This is a genomic window from Streptosporangium sp. NPDC000095 (genome assembly GCF_042899335.1).
Lineage (GTDB): Bacteria > Actinomycetota > Actinomycetes > Streptosporangiales > Streptosporangiaceae > Streptosporangium.
Map to the genome: position 1 here is coordinate 44570 of NZ_JBIAZS010000024.1, position 16587 is coordinate 61156.

General features: G+C 70.0%; 18 protein-coding genes. 9 read left to right on the forward strand and 9 right to left on the reverse strand.

Annotation, left to right across the window (positions count from 1 at the left end; genetic code table 11):
• Nucleotides 1-48 precede the first annotated feature (48 nt).
• Together purF and purM are read left to right on the forward strand one after the other, a co-directional pair.
• A complete protein-coding gene (purF, locus tag ACFY3V_RS36265) occupies nucleotides 49-1494 on the forward strand; it encodes an amidophosphoribosyltransferase (RefSeq protein ID WP_362906641.1) in 1446 nt (481 codons plus the stop codon).
• Between the two features lie 28 nt (nucleotides 1495-1522).
• Nucleotides 1523-2548 (forward strand): phosphoribosylformylglycinamidine cyclo-ligase, encoded by a 1026-nt coding sequence (gene purM, locus ACFY3V_RS36270; RefSeq protein WP_362906643.1) that lies wholly within the window; start codon nucleotides 1523-1525, stop codon nucleotides 2546-2548.
• Between the two features lie 198 nt (nucleotides 2549-2746).
• Here purM and ACFY3V_RS36275 read toward each other — a convergent pair whose 3' ends face one another.
• On the reverse strand, nucleotides 2747-2980 hold the full coding sequence (locus tag ACFY3V_RS36275; RefSeq protein WP_350941243.1) for a DUF3073 domain-containing protein: 234 nt from the start codon (nucleotides 2978-2980) through the stop codon (nucleotides 2747-2749).
• Between the two features lie 149 nt (nucleotides 2981-3129).
• The gene (locus ACFY3V_RS36280; protein ID WP_389779757.1) at nucleotides 3130-4233 is read right to left on the reverse strand and encodes a Leu/Phe/Val dehydrogenase; all 1104 of its coding nucleotides are present in this window, start codon (nucleotides 4231-4233) and stop codon (nucleotides 3130-3132) included.
• A gap of 180 nt (nucleotides 4234-4413) precedes the next feature.
• Between ACFY3V_RS36280 and ACFY3V_RS36285 the strand changes: the two genes are divergently transcribed.
• Both ACFY3V_RS36285 and bldC read left to right on the forward strand, forming a co-directional pair.
• Complete coding sequence (locus ACFY3V_RS36285) at nucleotides 4414-5271, forward strand: hypothetical protein (RefSeq protein WP_362906648.1); 858 nt, start codon at nucleotides 4414-4416, stop codon at nucleotides 5269-5271.
• A gap of 318 nt (nucleotides 5272-5589) precedes the next feature.
• The gene (gene bldC, locus ACFY3V_RS36290; RefSeq protein WP_013133571.1) at nucleotides 5590-5793 is read left to right on the forward strand and encodes a developmental transcriptional regulator BldC; all 204 of its coding nucleotides are present in this window, start codon (nucleotides 5590-5592) and stop codon (nucleotides 5791-5793) included.
• 170 nt (nucleotides 5794-5963) lie between these two features.
• Here bldC and ACFY3V_RS36295 read toward each other — a convergent pair whose 3' ends face one another.
• A complete protein-coding gene (locus ACFY3V_RS36295) occupies nucleotides 5964-6689 on the reverse strand; it encodes a TetR/AcrR family transcriptional regulator (RefSeq protein WP_389779759.1) in 726 nt (241 codons plus the stop codon).
• Between the two features lie 135 nt (nucleotides 6690-6824).
• Here ACFY3V_RS36295 and ACFY3V_RS36300 point away from each other — a divergent pair, with 135 nt between their 5' ends.
• The 3 genes from ACFY3V_RS36300 (at nucleotide 6825) to ACFY3V_RS36310 (ending at nucleotide 9466) form a co-directional block, all read left to right on the forward strand.
• The gene (locus ACFY3V_RS36300; protein WP_389779761.1) at nucleotides 6825-7910 is read left to right on the forward strand and encodes a LacI family DNA-binding transcriptional regulator; all 1086 of its coding nucleotides are present in this window, start codon (nucleotides 6825-6827) and stop codon (nucleotides 7908-7910) included.
• 122 nt (nucleotides 7911-8032) lie between these two features.
• A complete protein-coding gene (locus tag ACFY3V_RS36305; protein WP_344978307.1) occupies nucleotides 8033-8281 on the forward strand; it encodes a hypothetical protein in 249 nt (82 codons plus the stop codon).
• A 270-nt stretch (nucleotides 8282-8551) separates the two neighbouring features.
• Nucleotides 8552-9466 (forward strand): N-acetylmuramoyl-L-alanine amidase, encoded by a 915-nt coding sequence (locus ACFY3V_RS36310; protein WP_389779764.1) that lies wholly within the window; start codon nucleotides 8552-8554, stop codon nucleotides 9464-9466.
• Nucleotides 9467-9651: 185 nt separating this feature from the next.
• On the opposite strand, the gene ACFY3V_RS36315 is transcribed toward ACFY3V_RS36310, so the two are convergent.
• On the reverse strand, nucleotides 9652-11181 hold the full coding sequence (locus ACFY3V_RS36315; protein WP_389779766.1) for a N,N-dimethylformamidase beta subunit family domain-containing protein: 1530 nt from the start codon (nucleotides 11179-11181) through the stop codon (nucleotides 9652-9654).
• Nucleotides 11182-11321: 140 nt separating this feature from the next.
• On the opposite strand from ACFY3V_RS36315, the gene ACFY3V_RS36320 reads away from it, so the two are divergent.
• Nucleotides 11322-12965 carry a beta-N-acetylhexosaminidase gene (locus tag ACFY3V_RS36320; RefSeq protein WP_362906656.1) on the forward strand — a complete coding sequence of 548 codons (1644 nt, stop codon included), beginning with the start codon at nucleotides 11322-11324 and terminating at the stop codon, nucleotides 12963-12965.
• Nucleotides 12966-13018: 53 nt separating this feature from the next.
• Here ACFY3V_RS36320 and ACFY3V_RS36325 read toward each other — a convergent pair whose 3' ends face one another.
• The 5 genes from ACFY3V_RS36325 to ACFY3V_RS36345 are packed head-to-tail and all read right to left on the reverse strand — an operon-like array spanning nucleotide 13019 to nucleotide 15947.
• On the reverse strand, nucleotides 13019-13219 hold the full coding sequence (locus tag ACFY3V_RS36325) for a heavy-metal-associated domain-containing protein (RefSeq protein WP_350941256.1): 201 nt from the start codon (nucleotides 13217-13219) through the stop codon (nucleotides 13019-13021).
• 42 nt (nucleotides 13220-13261) lie between these two features.
• Entirely contained in the window at nucleotides 13262-14371 is a 1110-nt protein-coding gene (locus tag ACFY3V_RS36330) for a quinone-dependent dihydroorotate dehydrogenase (protein WP_389779769.1), read from the reverse strand.
• An 11-nt stretch (nucleotides 14372-14382) separates the two neighbouring features.
• On the reverse strand, nucleotides 14383-14727 hold the full coding sequence (locus tag ACFY3V_RS36335; protein ID WP_362906660.1) for an STAS domain-containing protein: 345 nt from the start codon (nucleotides 14725-14727) through the stop codon (nucleotides 14383-14385).
• The gene (locus ACFY3V_RS36340) at nucleotides 14724-15431 is read right to left on the reverse strand and encodes a GAF and ANTAR domain-containing protein (protein ID WP_350941261.1); all 708 of its coding nucleotides are present in this window, start codon (nucleotides 15429-15431) and stop codon (nucleotides 14724-14726) included. The genes ACFY3V_RS36335 and ACFY3V_RS36340 overlap by 4 nt, the downstream gene beginning before the upstream one ends.
• Before the next feature lie 57 nt (nucleotides 15432-15488).
• The gene (locus tag ACFY3V_RS36345) at nucleotides 15489-15947 is read right to left on the reverse strand and encodes a GAF domain-containing protein (protein ID WP_362906663.1); all 459 of its coding nucleotides are present in this window, start codon (nucleotides 15945-15947) and stop codon (nucleotides 15489-15491) included.
• 185 nt (nucleotides 15948-16132) lie between these two features.
• Between ACFY3V_RS36345 and ACFY3V_RS36350 the strand changes: the two genes are divergently transcribed.
• Nucleotides 16133-16516, forward strand: a complete 384-nt coding sequence (locus ACFY3V_RS36350; RefSeq protein WP_350941265.1) for a hypothetical protein — start codon at nucleotides 16133-16135, stop codon at nucleotides 16514-16516.
• The last annotated feature ends 71 nt before the right edge of the window (nucleotides 16517-16587 follow it).

Below are 16587 nucleotides of genomic sequence, written 5' to 3' on the forward strand. Positions count from 1 at the left end.
TGCCACGGAACGGACCCTGGGTGCGAGCAGGGAAGAAGCCGACCTAGAATGAAGCATGTGCTGAAGGGCGACGGCCATCTGAGCCATGACCTCGACTCCCGCGACCGGCCTCCGAAGGACGCATGTGGCGTCTTCGGAGTGTGGGCCCCCGGGGAGGAAGTCTCCAAACTCACCTACTACGGGCTGTACGCGTTGCAGCACCGCGGCCAGGAGTCCGCGGGCATCGCGGTCAGCGAGGGCAGCAGGATCCTCGTCTACAAGGACATGGGCCTGGTGGCCCAGGTCTTCGACGAGTCCGTGCTCGGGACCCTCCGCGGCCATCTGGCGATCGGCCACTGCCGTTACTCGACCACCGGATCGAGCGTCTGGGAGAACGCGCAGCCGACGCTGAGCTCGACCGAGTCGGGCGGGCTCGCGCTCGCCCACAACGGCAACCTGATCAACACCCCGGAGCTGTCCAGGCGGCTCTCCCCCGGCTCCACCCGGGCGACGACCGACACCGAGGTGCTGGCCGCACTCCTGGCCCAGGACCGCGACCGGTCGATCGACGACGCGGCCGCCGAACTTCTTCCGCAGGTCAGGGGCGCCTACTCGCTCGTCTTCATGGACGAGAAGACCCTTTACGCGGCCCGTGACCCGCAGGGCGTCCGCCCGCTGGTCCTGGGACGCCTGGAGCGCGGCTGGGTGGTGGCCTCGGAGACCGCGGCGCTGGACATCGTGGGCGCCACGTTCGTCCGCGAGATCGAGCCGGGCGAGCTGATCACCATCGACGAGCGCGGTGTGCGCTCGCGCAGGTTCGCACTCGCCGAGCCCAAGGGCTGCCTGTTCGAGTACGTCTACCTCGCCCGCCCCGACACCACGATCGCCGGGCGCGGCGTGCAGACCACGCGCGTCGAGGTCGGCCGCGTGCTGGCCCGCGAGCACCCGATCGAGGCCGACCTGGTCATCCCGACGCCCGAGTCGGGCACCCCCGCCGCCGTCGGCTACGCCGAGGAGAGCGGGATCCCCTACGGTCAAGGTCTGGTCAAGAATTCCTACGTGGGCCGCACCTTCATCCAGCCGTCCCAGACGATCCGGCAGCTGGGCATCCGGCTGAAGCTCAACCCGCTGAAGGAGGTCGTCGCGGGCAAGCGCCTGGTGGTCGTGGACGACTCGATCGTGCGGGGCAACACGCAGCGGGCGATCGTGAAGATGCTGCGCGAGGCGGGTGCCACCGAGGTGCACGTCCGGATCTCCTCCCCGCCGGTCAGCTGGCCCTGCTTCTACGGCATCGACTTCGCCACCCGGGCCGAGCTGATCGCCGGTTCGCTCAGCGTGGAGGAGATCCGCGCCTCGCTCGGCGCCGACTCACTCGGATACATCTCGCTGGAGGGCCTGACCGCGGCCACCACGATCCCCGAGGACCGGCTCTGCCGCGCCTGCTTCGACGGTAAGTATCCGATCCCGATCGACCAGGACAACGTGGGCAAGTACGTGCTAGAGGCCAAGCGTTGAGCGGGCTCGGCACGCGAGGAGAGGGTTCATGACCAGCTACGCGGCCGCCGGAGTGGACATCGACGCGGGCGAGCGCGCCGTCGAGCTGATGAAGTCGAAGGTCGCGCGGGCGCGCAGACCGGAGGTCGTGGACGACGCCAGCGGCTTCGCCGGCCTCTTCGACGCCTCGGCCCTGCTCTCGTACAGACGACCGCTGCTCACCACGTCGACCGACGGTGTCGGCACCAAGGTCATGCTGGCCCAGCGGCTGGACAAGCACGACACGATCGGGATCGACCTGGTCGGCATGGTCGTCGACGACCTGGTGGTCTGCGGCGCCGAGCCGCTGTTCATGACCGACTACATCGCCTGCGGCAAGGTGGTCCCCGAGCGGATCGCCGAGATCGTGGGCGGCGTCGCCGAGGGCTGCCGCCTCGCGGGCTGCGCCCTCGTCGGCGGGGAGACCGCCGAGCACCCCGGCGCCATGGAGGCCGGCGAGTACGACCTCGCGGGCGCCGCCACCGGGGTGGTGGAGGCCGACAGGATGCTCGGCCGCGACAGGGTCCGCGCGGGCGACGTGGTCCTCGCGCTGGCGTCCTCGGGCGTGCACTCCAACGGATACTCGCTGGTCAGGCACATCATCGACCGGGCGGGGCTCTCGCTGGAGGCCGAGCTGCCCGAGCTGGGGCGGACGCTGGGCGAGGAGCTTCTGGAGCCGACCAGGATTTACTCCCTCGACTGCCTGGAGCTCGCCCGCGCGGTCGACGTCCACGCGTACGCCCACATCACGGGCGGCGGCCTCGCGGGCAACCTGTCCCGCTCGCTGCCTCCGGGGCTGGACGCGCTGCTCGACCGCTCGTCGTGGACCCCGCCGGCCGTCTTCGAGGTGCTCGCGGGGCACGGCGGGGTGGCCCAGGCCGACATGGACCGGACGTTCAACCTGGGCGTGGGCATGGCCGCGGTCGTCCCCGCCGAGGCCGTGGGGCCCGCCCTCGCGCTGCTCGGCGAGCGGAACCTCCCCGCCTGGGTGCTCGGTGAGATCGTCGAGGGCTCGGGCGAGGCACGTTTCCGCTGATCGGCGCTTTTCTCCGAGAAACCCCCGTGCTGTCCTCCTCCCCTCGCGAAGGGGAGGAGGAACCGGATGGGAGGCGGGTACGGCGAAAGGCGCTCCGGACCCACCGGAGCGCCGCATATGGTCGACCCGCAGCGAGAAGAACACCCGGCGGCTTGTGTCCACCACCGGGTGCCCTGCTCACATCAACCTGAAATCCGCCTAGCGGCGGCCGGATTTCCCGTCGTCGCGGTCATCTCCGGAGCCGAAGTCATCGGCGTAATCGGCGTACCGATCCGCCAGCTCGTCGTAGGCGTCGTTGGAGTCGTCATTGTGGTTGGAGTCGTCTCTGACTCCGAGCTCGTCGCGCAGACGCTCAAGATCAGTGCCACCGCTGTTGTACTTCAGCTGGCGAGCAACCTTGACCTGCTTGGCCTTTGCTCGGCCGCGCCCCATTGGCTCGACCCCCTCGTGTGGGGTCGTGCCCGACCCCTCGTCGCTAACGCACCACGCACTGACGCCACCTGACTTAGGCGTCAGCTCTCGTTCGCCTACAACCGTACCCGTTTTACGCCCGGCTCGGTACGTCGTATGGGCGTGTGGGGCTAGCGGCCCAGCCAAATGCCCCTAATTCGCCCGACTTCCGACATTCTGCGCTCAGCCAGCCTATCGGCTGCGACCGCCGGGGGAACGCCTTCCTCCGCCGCGCTGGAGAAGATCTTGAGAGTCGTGTCGTAGATCTGGGTGGCCTTTGCCTGCGCCCGCTCCATGTTGAACCCCCTGATCTCGTCCGCGACCTGGATCACACCGCCGGAGTTGACCACGTAGTCGGGCGCGTAGAGGATCCCGCGGTCGGCGAGCCGCTTCTCCACGCCGGGGTGGGCGAGCTGGTTGTTGGCCCCACCGCAGACGATCGTGGCGCGCAGGCGGGCCACCGTCTCGTCGTCCAGTGCCCCGCCGAGGGCGCACGGCGCGTAGACGTCGATGTCGGCGGAGGTGATCTCCGACCGGTCGGCGACGACCTCGACCTGCGGGTGGATCCGCCGCAGCCGCTCCACCGCCTGTTCGCTCACGTCGCAGACCACGACCTCCGCGCCGTCCTCGATCAGATGGCCGACCAGGCGGTGGCCGACCTTGCCCACGCCCTCCACGCCGACACGCCTGCCACGCAGCGAGGGCGTCCCGTACGCGTGCTCGGCGGCGGCGCGCATGCCCTGGAACACGCCGAGCGCGGTCAGGATCGACGAGTCGCCGGCCCCGCCGTTGGCCGGGGTGCGGCCGGTCACGTACGAGCACTCGCGGGCCACGACGTCCATGTCCTCGCTGTAGGTGCCGACGTCGCACGCCGTGTAGTAGCGGCCCCCGAGCGACTGGACGAACCTGCCGTAGGCGCGCAGCAGCGCCTCGCTCTTGTCCTTCGCCGGGTCACCGATGATGACGGCCTTGCCGCCGCCGAGGTCGAGTCCCGCCAGGGCGTTCTTGTAGGCCATCGCCCGCGAGAGGTTGAGCACGTCCGCCAGCGCGGCCTGCTCGCTCTCGTAGGGGTAGAACCTGGTGCCGCCCAGACCGGGGCCCAGAGCGGTGTTGTGGATGGCGATGATCGCGTGGAGGCCGCTTCGCTCGTCGGAGCAGAAAACGACCTGTTCGTGCCTCGCCTGGCCGGTTACCGGGCCCGCGTCCTTGTGGGACAGCCCGAAGACGTCGGTCACTGTGGTGACTCCCAGTCGTTCGTTACCGCCGCACCGTTGCGGCGGAGATCACCCTCAGCGTAACCACAAGTCCCCAACCGGGACGACGTGCACGAACGTCCCATCTCAGTGACCGAGACGACCCCCGCGGAAGCGGGCTCGCTACGGACAACGGTCGGTCCTTCGTGACACGATGCGGTCGTGCTGCCCTATGCCGCGTACCTCCGCGTCTACGAACCGCTGGTCGCGTTCGCCCCGGCGGAGCGCGTCTCGTGGTCCGCCTACTCCGAGACGACCGACCGACCGCGCCGAGCGAGCGCCCTGCACGCCGAACACGGCGAGGCGGTGCGGCGCCTCCTCGGGGTACCGCCTACCCCGGCACCCGCCCAGGAGAGCCCCAACGCCTATCTGAGGCGCGTGGAGGAGGTCCTGTACGTCTGCCCCTGGCAGAGCAGGCTGAGGTCGTGGCTCGCCTTCTCACGCTTTCGCGGGGCGACCCCGCCCAAGCTGATGGAGCGCTTCTTCCCGCCGGCCGTCGCGGAGCGGACGGCCGACGACTTCGACCGGTTCAAGCGCGGCACCGACTCCGCCGCGCTGCGCACGCACATCCGCGGCTCCACCTGGCACGTTCCGACCTCGTGGTTCGTCCCCTTCGACGGCAACGAGCGCTGGCTGGTGATCGACGGCGGCGAGGGGCAGGGCGGCACGACCACCACGCGCAACCTGATCTACGTCACCTCCATGGCCCACGCGAGGCGCCGCAGCGCCCGCGCCCTGCAGATCATCAAGAGGCAGGTGGGCGACGCCTCGGTCACGGCCGAGGTCGAGGACGTGGCACGCTGGCTGGAGGAGTTCCACCCGCACTCCCTGGTCGAGCTGGACTACGGCGGCATCGTCAACCTCATGGACGACGAGACACTCCAGGCCGACGAGTCCGTGGCGGAACTCACGGCGGCGCTGACAGGTCTGGAAAAAGGCGAGGAAGAACTGGCGTTCGCCATGTACCAGCGCGTCATCCTCCGCTGGCGATCAATACAACTTCTCGAATCAGCAAACTGAGTCGCAAATCATCCCTTCGACCTGCGTAAGTAGGTCCGTCGATGACCGGGGATGCACCTACGAACTGAGTAGTTTGCCGTTTTCACTGCGATACCACGAAACGTGTCGCTAGAATCACCGAGCGTGACAACAACACGTGCACAAGAGAGATGAGTCGCTCAAAGACTCGCCAATCGCTCTACGTGGCTGTATGGTCACATCGGGTGATGCCGCATATGGCCCAAACAGCCGCACGCAAGGGCCATAGGCGGACATCCGTGACAAGCGTCAAGTCGCAGGATCGCTGTCGCCGGTCCACATGGAGGAGAGGCCGCACAAATGTCAGCTCGTACACCCGAGGCAGAGCCGCTGCTCACCCCGGCGGAGGTCGCAACCATGTTCCGCGTCGATCCCAAGACCGTGACCCGGTGGGCGAAGGCGGGCAAGTTGACGTCCATCCGCACCCTGGGTGGACACCGCCGATACCGGGAGACCGAGGTTCGCGCGCTGCTCGCGGGGATTCCGCAGCAGCGCTCAGAGTAAGACGGGGGCCGTCACTGACCTAGGGGGATTGGTGCGCGCTCACCCTTTGAGCGTGTAGGCCACACGGGTTTGTGGGGAGCGGCGTCGCCCGCCCGGCGCCGCCCCAGCACGTGCTCCGCACGGCCGGGCACGTGCTCCTGAACGGCTCAGCGGGTGCCCCAGGGGCTTCCTCAGCCGTCCGTCCCGGACCTCTCCAGGTCCACGGGACGACTCGCCTGTTCTCTGAACAGGTCGTCCAGCAACTCGCCGACGCGCGAATCGTGCTCGGCCGCCACGCCGAGCAGCGCCACCAACTGGCCGATCAGCATCCGCTCCAGCGTCGGCCGCTCGATGTCGCGGCGCTCCAGCCAGTCGAGGCCCGCGGTCTCGACGGAGGCGATCCACGAGCGCAGCGCGACCCGGAGCACGGGACCCGGCTCCTCGATCCGCATCTGCTTCATGATCAGCCTGAGCAGCCGGTGCCTGACCGAGTCGACGACCTCCCCGATCTCGCCGCTGCGGTTGGCGGGACCGCCCTTGAGCAGCGCGGCGAAGCCCGTCGCGTGCTCCTCGACGAAGTCGAAGTATCGGGTGAGCCCTCCGGCGAGCTCGTCCAGCGGGGTGCCCGCCCCCTGAGGCCTGAGCCTCGCCTCCAATTGGGCCGCGGCGCTTTTCAGCGCGGCGACGTAGAGCTCCTGCTTGCCACCGAAGTAGTGGTAGACCAGGGCCCGTGACGCGCCGGCCGCGGAGGCCACGTCGTCGATCGACACGTGCTCGGCGTCATGCCTGCTGAACAGCTCCAGCGCCGCCGCCATGAGCTCCTCGCGACGCCGGTCGACACTGAGCCTGCGTCGCGCCGGTCGCGTGTCCCCCGGCACGGTTTTCGCCCGTTCGGCGGCTCCGGATGTCGACCTCACATCGTGAAGACTATCGGAGCCGTTCCGCCCGGTCGCTTGGTCAAGATCGGAGTTCCCTTCCCTCCAACCCGTACCCCATTCGGAACTCGATCGTTTTGAGTGACAGGTGCCCATCCACCATCGCGGGGGAGAGCCATGTCAGGACCGTCAGTCAACACCACCGTCACACGAGCCCGCGGGTTCGCCGAGCCCGTCTTATCCGACGGGGGCGGGCCACGCCCGAGACCCACGATCCGCAACGTGGCAGAACGAGCCGGTGTCTCCAAATCACTGGTCTCGCTCGTCCTGCGCGGATCGCCCCACGTCAGCGAACATCGCAGGCAGGCCGTGCTCCAGGCGGCCAGAGACCTCGGCTACCGGCCCAACGCCGTCGCGCGCAGCCTGGTCGAGGGCCGTACCCACCTGGTCGGGGCACTCGTCGCCGACCTGCACAACCCGTTCTACGCGGAGTTCCTGGACGGCCTGCAGGAGAGCCTGCACGGCGACGGGCTGAGACTCCTCATCGGCAACAGCCAGTGGGACCCCGCCTTCGAGGACGAGGCGGTCGAGGCGTTCCTCGAACTTCGCGTCGACGGGCTCGTCCTGCTCGGCATCGCGCCCACCAGCGGGACGCTCATCGAGGCCACCGGCTACACGCCGACCGTGGTGGTGGGCGAGCGCGACATCGACCTCGGCGGCGTGGACATCGTCGTCGACGACGACCAGCTCGGTGCCCGCCTCGCCGTCGACCACCTCGTGGAGCTCGGTCACCGCAGGATCGCCCACATCGAGGCCGCGGGCATCTCCTCGGGGCGCTTCCGGTGCGAGGGTTACCTGGTCGCGATGCGCAGGCACTCCCTGGCGCCGTACATCATGGTCGAGGAGGGCGAGTCCAGCGAGGAGGGGGGCGCCAGGGCGGCGCACAGCCTGCTCACGCGCGACCCCCGGCCGACAGCGATCTTCGCCGCCAACGACCGGGTGGCGATGGGCGTGCTCTCCGCGGCCACCGAGCTGGGACTGCGGGTTCCCGAGGACCTGTCCGTGGTCGGGTACGACAACATCCACCGGGCGGGCACCCAGCCGATCTCGCTGACCACCGTGGACCAGCCCCGCCGCGCCATGGGACGCTCCGCCGCCGCGCTGCTGAACGACCGGATCGGAGACCCCGGCAAGGCCTCGCGTCTGCGTCAGGTCACGCCGCAGCTGGTCGTACGGAACAGCACGGGCCCCACCGAACGCTGAAGAGCCTGCCTGGAGCGTTACAGTCCGCCCAGGCAGGCTCCATGACCTCCTCAAATCCGGGTCAACATCGAGGGCGCCCGCGTGCCGCCGGTGTTGACTCTGGCCGAGACGAGGGGGTAGCGATGCGTGATCCGGAACTTGTGTCATGCGCCCAGCGGGCCGCGGCCGAGCTTGAGCGGGCATGGGCCCACTGGCGGGCCGCCCGGGGCCGCGGCGGCGACGCCGGAGCCGAGTCCGTGGCCAGTTACGTGGCTCATTCGATCGACCATCCGTGGGGACGGCCGCGTGTGGTCCTCGGGCTGGACGCCGAGGACGCCAGGGAGCTCGCCTCGCTCCTGCAGAAGCAGGAGGTCGGCGAGCACGTCTGGTGAGCCTGTCCCGGGACGGGAGAGTCCGGCTGAGGCCGGGTCCCGTGACGGGGAGGGTTCCCCGAAGCCGTGTCTCCTGGCGGGCCGTGTCCTATGGCGGGCCGTGTCCCGTGACGGGAAGGCCCGCCTGAGGCGGGAACGTGTCACATCGCGTGACGGGCGTCGCGGGGCGGGAGAGCCCTGCTGAGGAGGGAGTGCGTCACGCCTCGTGACGGGCGAGCACATATCGCGACATCGGCTGAGTCACACGTCCGAGCCACGTAAGTTGGATGATTGACGACTTCCTTGGGGGCGATGAGCGTGACCGGCAAAGCACTCGCGACGACCCTTGTCCTGTGCGGACTCGGCGCCGCCGCCTGCGGTGGCACCGCCACGGGCGCCGACCTCGCGCGAGAGCGCGGCCCCGTCCCTCCCGCCGCCGACACGGCCGCGGCACCGGCCGCCGACACCCTGAGCGGCCCGGCGACCGGCACGGCGAGCGATCCCACCGCGAGTCCCGCGGCGGGGCGGAGCGTCCAGAGCGACCGGCCGCTCAGCGGCAAGATCGTGGTCATCGACCCCGGCCACAACGGGCAGAACTACCGTCACCCCGCGGAGATCAACAAGAAGGTCAACGTTCTGACCCAGTGGAAGGCGTGCGACACCACGGGCACCGCCACCGCGAACGGCTACAGCGAGGCCGCCTTCACCTGGGACGTCTCGCAGCGCCTGGCCAAGATCCTGAAGAGCCGCGGCGCGACGGTGAAGCTGACCCGTGCCGACAACTCCGGCGTCGGGCCGTGCATCACCGAGCGAGCCGCGATCGGCAACGACGCGAAGGCGGACGCGGCGATCTCGGTCCACGCCGACGGGTCGAGCACCGCCAACCACGGCTTCCATGTGATCATGCCGGAGAAGATCGGCGGCCCGGTCGACCCGGTGGTCGGGGCCTCCAAGAAGCTCGGCCTGGACGTTCGCAACGCCTTCGCGCGCGGCACCGGGCTGTCGTACTCCACCTACATCGGCAAGAACGCCCTCGACTACCGCGACGACCTCGGCGGACTGAACCTCTCCACGGTTCCCAAGATCTTCATCGAGTCGGGCAACATGAAGAACCCCACCGAGGCGGCCAAGTTCCAGCAGGCGGCGTTCCGGCAGAAGATCGCGCTCTCTCTCGCGAACGGGCTCCAGCAGTACCTCAAGCGGTAGGCGAGGGCGAGCCCGAGGCACCTCGGGCGGGCTCCGACGGTATCCCGTGGGCACGGAGAAGCCCCTCAGCGGCTTCCAGCGTTACCGCCGGGCCCCCGCCGCCGGAGGGAGTTCCGGCGGCGCGGAGACACGCTCAGCGGCTTACAGCGGTACCTCCGAGCCCATGCTCGGGGGGAGGGGGCACCTCAGCGGGGTCCTTCCAGACCCAGGGACCTCAGGTTGTCCCGGGCCGGGTGGCTGCGCGCGGCCGGGCCGGCCGCGAAGACCTTCAGGATGTTCCCCGTCGCCCTGCGGACGAAGGCCCCCGCCTCCCGCGTGACGCCGTGGCCGCAGCGGGCACCCCGCATCGCGCACACCCAGCGCATCGTGCCCGAGCTGAACACCCCGGCGCCGCTCGGCACGGTGTAGTAGGCGCTGTGCGCGACCGTGGCGCGACCTCCGCAGTCGACCGGGGAGACCGACAGGACCTCCATGGGGCGCGGTACGCCCGCGCCGACCCTGTCGGTCTCGACGCCGACCATCCCGGGGAAGACGGTGCCGCGCCGCACCCCGGTCCCCTTGAAGATCCAGTTGCCGGGGCGCCTGACCACGTAGGCGGACTCGGAGGGGAAGCAGTCGTACATCGGGCCGGTCAGCGAGCTCTCCGGCCTGGCGGTGGCCCGCCACAGGACCGTCCGGGCGTCCTCGGCGGCGTCCTTGTGGCAGACCACCAGGCGGCGAGGTCCCAGGCGCGTCGCGGCGAGGCGGATCCGCCAGTAGACCGCGTTGGCACCGAGGAAGGCGAGGTTGGTGCCGCGGTCGCGGGCGGCCTCGACGGTGCGGCGCATGCCCGGCGACCAGTACTCGTCGTGGCCCAGCGACACCAGCCCCCTGGCCCCGTCGAGGACGTGCGGGTCGCGGTCCAGGTCCAGGCTCGTGACGTAGGCGAGCGGAAGGCCGCGACGCTCGGCGAGCTCGATGGCGTCGCGTTCCATGTCCAGGAAGAGCCGCGCCCCCGATGTGTCGTACGGACGGTCGAAGCTGACCGCCCGGGACCTGTCCGCGAAGCCGCCGGGGCCGTGGTAGAGGCTGCGGCCGCCCCAGTCGTTGTACGCCTGCCAGGTGGTGACCGCGTTCACGACGACGAGGCGTCCCCCGGCGGAGGCGGACCTCACGGTGAGGGGGACGTAGCGCCGTCCCCCGGTGGCGGCGTCCAGCCTGATCAGGTAGGAGCCCTCCGGCCATCCCGAGGTGTCCACCTCGGGGCCGGGCTTCCAGTGGGCGGCGGTCACCGTTCCCGTGGCGGCGATCGTCCTGGGTGGCGCCTGCCTCCCGCCGGGCAGTCCGGCGGCCCGCCAGACCTGTCTCGCCCCGGCCCCGCCGTACCAGCCCATCCGGAAGGCCCTCGCGGTGTAGCGGTCGGCGGTGGTCGAGACGTACAGCCGGAAGCTCTCGCCGGGCAGCACGCTCACCCGGTCGGCGAAGCCCTCGATCTCGTGCTCGGCGCCGCGTCGGCGCACCCGCCACCCGGGATCGCCCTCCCTCGCGTTCTCCGCCACGGTGGTGTCGTCCCCCTCGGCGCTCCTCACCGCGGAGGAGGACACCGTGGGAGTGGGCGAGGACGAGGTCGAGGGGTTCTCGACGGTGACGGCGCACCCGGCGACCAGCATGATCGTCACCAGGATCGCCGACGGTGTGCGGGCCGGACGCCTGGAGACCCTGGAAGGTTGGAACATGAGCAGCAGCATGTCCGGGCGGAGAGTCTTCCCCGCTTCTCCCGCGCGGTACTTGGGCGGTTCTTGATCCCGTGTCCGGGCTCGCCGGCGTGAAAAGCCGGTCCCCCCGGCGATTCCGGCGATTTGGCATGATCTACAGCATGACTGACCTCCTGCCGTCCCCCTCCGCCTTCACACCTGCCGGCGGTGCCCTCGGCCTGCCCCACGGGGTCGTCGTCTCCGGCCCCGCCGAGCCGGTCGACGCCGTACGTCTCGCGCTCGCCGTCCTCGACCCGCGCCCGGGCGAGGCGGGAACGATCACGGTGGAGCCGGACGCCTCACTCGGCGCCGAGGCGTACGTCCTGGAGGTGACCGGCGAGGGCGTGCGGATCGCGGCCGGAGACCGCGCCGGCGCCTTCTACGCGGGCCAGACGCTGCGGCAGCTGCTGCCCTCGGCGGCGTTTCGCACGGTGGCCGGCGGCGGGGCGGACTGGAGCGTCCCCCTCGGCCGGGTGCGGGACGCGCCCCGGTTCTCCTGGCGCGGGGTGCACCTGGACGTGGCGCGGCACTTCATGCCCAAGCGCGAGGTGCTCAGGATGGTCGACCTCATGGCGGTCCACAAGCTGAACCGCCTGCACCTGCACCTGGTGGACGACCAGGGGTGGCGGGTCGAGAGCCGTCGGTATCCCCGGCTGCACGAGGTGGGCGCGCACCGCCCGCGTACGGTCACCAGCCACTACCGGGAGGATCTCGCCTTCGACGACGTACCGCACGGCGGCTACTACACGCTGGAGGACCTCGCGGAGATCGGCGCCTACGCGCGGGCCCGAGCCGTGACGGTCGTGCCCGAGATCGACGTGCCGGGACACGCCTCGGCGATCCTCGCCGCCTACCCCGGGTTCGACGCCCGCGCCACCGGCGGCCGGAGCCCCGAGCCCTTCACGGTGCTGGATCGCTGGGGCATCTCCCCCGCGATCCTGTCCCCCCTGCCGGAGACGATCGACTTCCTGACCGGCGTGATCGAGGAGATCACCGGGGCGCTGGGCGAGACCCCGTACGTCCACATCGGCGGGGACGAGTGCGTGCTCGACGACTGGGCCGGCTCCCCCGAGATCGTCGCCTTCCAGGCGGAGCTGGGGCTGGGGAGCCTGAGCGACCTGCACGCCTGGTTCCTGCGCCGGCTCGCGGACGAGCTGGCCGAACACGGCAGCAGGGCGGTGGTGTGGGACGAGGCGTTCGTGAGCGGCATGCTCAGGCCCGACACGATCGTGATGCCCTGGCGCGGCCCCGGGGTGGCGAGGCGCGCCGCCGCCGCCGGGCACGACGTGGTGCAGACCCCCGTCTTCCCCCTGTACTTCGACTACGCCGAGGCCTCCAGTGAGGAGGAGCCCCTCGCGATCGGCGACGCGATCACCGTCTCCGACGTCGCGGCCTACGCTCCGGCGCCGGAGTCGTGGACGGCCGAGGAGCGGGAACACGTGCTCGGGGCACAGTTCCAGCTGTGGAGCGAACGGCTGCCCGACGCGCGGGCGGTGGACTACCGGGCCTGGCCCCGGGGGTGCGCGCTGGCCGAGATCGCCTGGTCGGGCTCGGCCGGGGCCGGGTTCGAGACCCGGCTGGAGGCGCACCTGACCCGCCTCGACGCGCTCGGTGTCGAGTATCGGCCGCTGACCGGCCCGCACCCCTGGCAGCGTGGGGGGACCGGCCGCCGACGCCACCGCCCGGGGGTCGTCAAGGTGGACGAGGCGATGAAACACCTGGAGGAGCTGACCCACGAGGCCGACTCGACCCGTCCCAGCATGTGACGGGCTTCCTGCCCTTGGCGAGCCCCAACGGGCGGGGCGTGGATTCCGGCCGGTCAGGAGACCTCGTAGCCCGCTTCCTTGACGGCGGCGCGGACGGCCGTGTCGTCGAAGGCGTCGCCGGAGACGTCGACCCGTCCGGTCTCAAGGTCGACGTCGACACCGGTGACACCCGGGACCTCGCCGACCTCCTCCTTGACCGAGCTCACGCAGTGACCACAGGTCATGCCGGTGACGGTGTATGTGATCGTGCTCATCGTGCCTCCAAAGCCGTGAGGTTACCCACCCAGGGTATAGCGTCAGGCCGTGGAGCTCCGGTCGGCGGTGCGGCCGATGATCTGGCGAAGGTCGACCACACCGTGACGGCGCAGGCGGCGAGAGAGGTCGCGGTTGACGTGATAGGCCCAGAGGGGCCCCTCGTAGATCAGCGCGCTGTATCCCTGGACGAGCGTGGCCCCGGCGAGCAGGCGCTCCCAGACGTCGTCCACGTCCTCGACACCGCCGACGGAGACGAGCACCAGGCGGTCGCCCACCCTGGCGCGCAGCCTGCGCAGCACCTCCAGCGACCTGGCCTTCAGCGGACGCCCCGACAGGCCGCCGCTCTCGCGGCTGTGGTCACGGCCCGAGGGCTCCGCGACGGCCAGCGTCTGCCTGCCGATCGTGGTGTTGGTGGCGATGATGCCGTCGAGCCCGAGCTCCAGGGCGAGGTCGGCGACCGCGTCCACGTCGGCGTCCGCCAGGTCGGGGGCGATCTTGACCAGCAGCGGGGTGCGCTTGGGCGTGGCGTCGGCCACCTCCTTCACCGCCCGCAGCAGCGGGCCCAGCAGCTCCACGGCCTGCAGGTCGCGCAGGCCGGGGGTGTTGGGCGAGCTGACGTTGACGACGAGGTAGTCGGCCAGGGGGGCGAGCTCCCTGGCACTGGCCACGTAGTCGGCGACGGCACCCGACTCGGGAACGACCTTGGTCTTGCCGATGTTGACGCCCACGATCGCGGGGACGCCCCTGGGCCTGGCCAGCAGCCTGGCCGCGGCGGACGCGCCCGCGTTGTTGAAGCCCATCCGGTTGACGATCGCCCGGTTTCTCACGAGGCGGAACAGGCGGGGCCTGGCGTTGCCCGGCTGGGCGTGGGCGGTGATCGTGCCGACCTCGACGTGGCCGAAGCCGAGCGCGGACACGGCCTCCACGCAGCCGGCGTCCTTGTCGAAGCCGGCCGCCAGCCCGAACGGGCCGGGGAAGTGCACGCCGAAGGCCTGCACGCGCAGCGCGGGGTCGCGTGGCGCGAGACGGCGGTGGACCAGCCGTCTGACCACGGGCGTCACCGAGAGGACGCGCAGGGCGCGCACCGTCAGATGGTGCGCGTCCTCCGGGTCGAGGCGGCTGAGGACCTGCGAGAAGACGAATCGATACATCACCGCTCAGGTTAGTGCCCCGGCGGGGTGCCGCTCGCGCCGACCGCGTCCCCGGGGTATCTGATCAGGAGGTACCGGTCGAATCCCAGCAACCGCAACAGGCGGAGCACAGGACCCGAGGGGCGGAGAACGATCATCTCGCGGCCCAGGCCGCGCATGTACTCGTCGGCCCGGAGCAGGGTCCGGGCACCCGCGCAGTCGATGAAGCCCACGTGGGCCAGGTCGCACTCCACCGTCTTCGCGGTGGTCGTGCCGAGGACACGTCGTAGTTCGACGCCTCCAACGGCGTCGAGATCACCGTGAACGGTGATCTCGACGCTGTTCTTCGAGGGCTCAGGCGACGTGAGCAGGATCACCGTATTTCGCCCGCCCCCTCACCGAGCACCTCGGCCGCCAGGTCGGCGACGCGGCGGCGGGAGTCACGGGCCTGCTTGCGCAGGCCGGTGAAAGCCTGGGTGGCGGTCAGATCGTGCTTTCCCATCAGATAGCCGATCGCCCGCTCGATGACCACGCGGTAGTCGAGGGCGTACTGGAGCTGGTCGGCCAGGGCGCTCTTCTCCTCGGCGGCCATCGCGACGGTGAGAAGCTGCTCGATCACATCCGCGTAGCCGTAAAGCGCCTGGACATCAGACTCGTCCCACTCGTACAACTTCGCCTGGTAGACGTTCAGCGTGCCCACGGGCTCGCCTCCAAGACGCACCGGCACCCCGGCCACCGCCCGCACCTCGGGGTGCAGCCGGTCGGCGAGCTTCGGCCAACGGGGGTCGACCCGCACATCACTTGAGGTCACCGCGCAATTCTGCTCATACGCGGAAACACATGGTCCCTGACCAAGATGGAGCTGCGCGCCTTCAAGACTGCGGCCCCGCTCATCGGTGGCCACCAAATAACGAAGATCTTTACCTTCTTCGGCAAACATCAAACCCGCACCCGCATATCCGAACAGCGAGTTCACCACATCCACGGCACGCTCCAACTGCTGAACTATGCCTGTGGTGGACGAGGTCGTCTGAAGCCTTCTCAGGCTCGCGACCAGCGCTTCCGGATCAATGTGAGTCATATGTGGAGCGCCTTTCAGCGTCGACCTGGTTACTTGACGTGCACACTACGACTTCCCTCAACGAGAAGATCTATGAGCCATGCTCTGGAGGACCATCACCATGAGCTCTCCGAGACGTTCTCCCGTACGGACTTTCGCGGGTTGCCATTCGTGGCTCGTCCGGTCGTAGAAATTCAGGGTGCCGATCAGCGTTTTCTCCGCCCGCAATGGCACGGAGAGCACCGCCCTGACCTCCGAGACCCGCGCGGCGACGCCGGGGAAGCCGAGGGGCCTGGCCGCCCGCAGGTCGTCGACCACGACGTCCTCGCCGCGGCTCAGGGTCTCGATGGCGGGCCCGGCGCCGATCTGCTCCTGGATCAGCTCCAGTTGCCGGCCCCGCTCGTCGGAGCCTCCGACCGCGCGCAACCGGTCGTGGTCGTCTATCAGCATGAGTGCGGCCCCGTCGGAGCCGAGAACGTCGGCGAGGGCGCTCAGGGTACGGTCGACGAGCTGAGTGAATTCAAGAACCTGGGTCATGGGCGAGCTTCCTCCACGTCGAGGTAGCTCCGCGGACACAGGGCGGAATGATCTGCGAAACAAAGCCTAGTGCTGCCCGATGACTCCGGCCAAGCGGTTCCCCCTTTGGCCGTATGCAGGGGCCGGACATCACCGTCAATACATCGTTAAGCGTTCGGCAAACAACGATCGGCAGGGTTGGGCCTATGAACATCCTGTCACGTTCGGCCATCGCCCGACGACGGCGCACCCTGGCGAACCTCGTGCTCCGCGACCTCGCGGACACCGGTGACGTCACCCTCCCCGCCTGGTGGGAGGAGGAGATCCAGCGGGAGTTCGGCGGGCTGGGCGGGTTCCTGGCCGAGCTGAGCCGCCAGTGGTGGACGGCCTACGCCGCGCACCTGGACGCGCTGATCGAGCTGGGCCTCGACGACCCCTCCCAGGCGTGGGACGACGTCAGCGAGCAGATGCCGTGGCTGCGGGCCGTACTCGACGCCCACACCGACGACGCGGCACTCGCCGAGGCCGAGCGGCGGCACTGCGACGTCCTGCGCTGGACGACCCGGCGCGAACCCCGCCACGCGGCCTGAGGACCCCTCGGGCCCGGACGTTCACATGTCGTGCGGGGAATCGCGGGGAATATTCGCGGGGAATCGGGTAG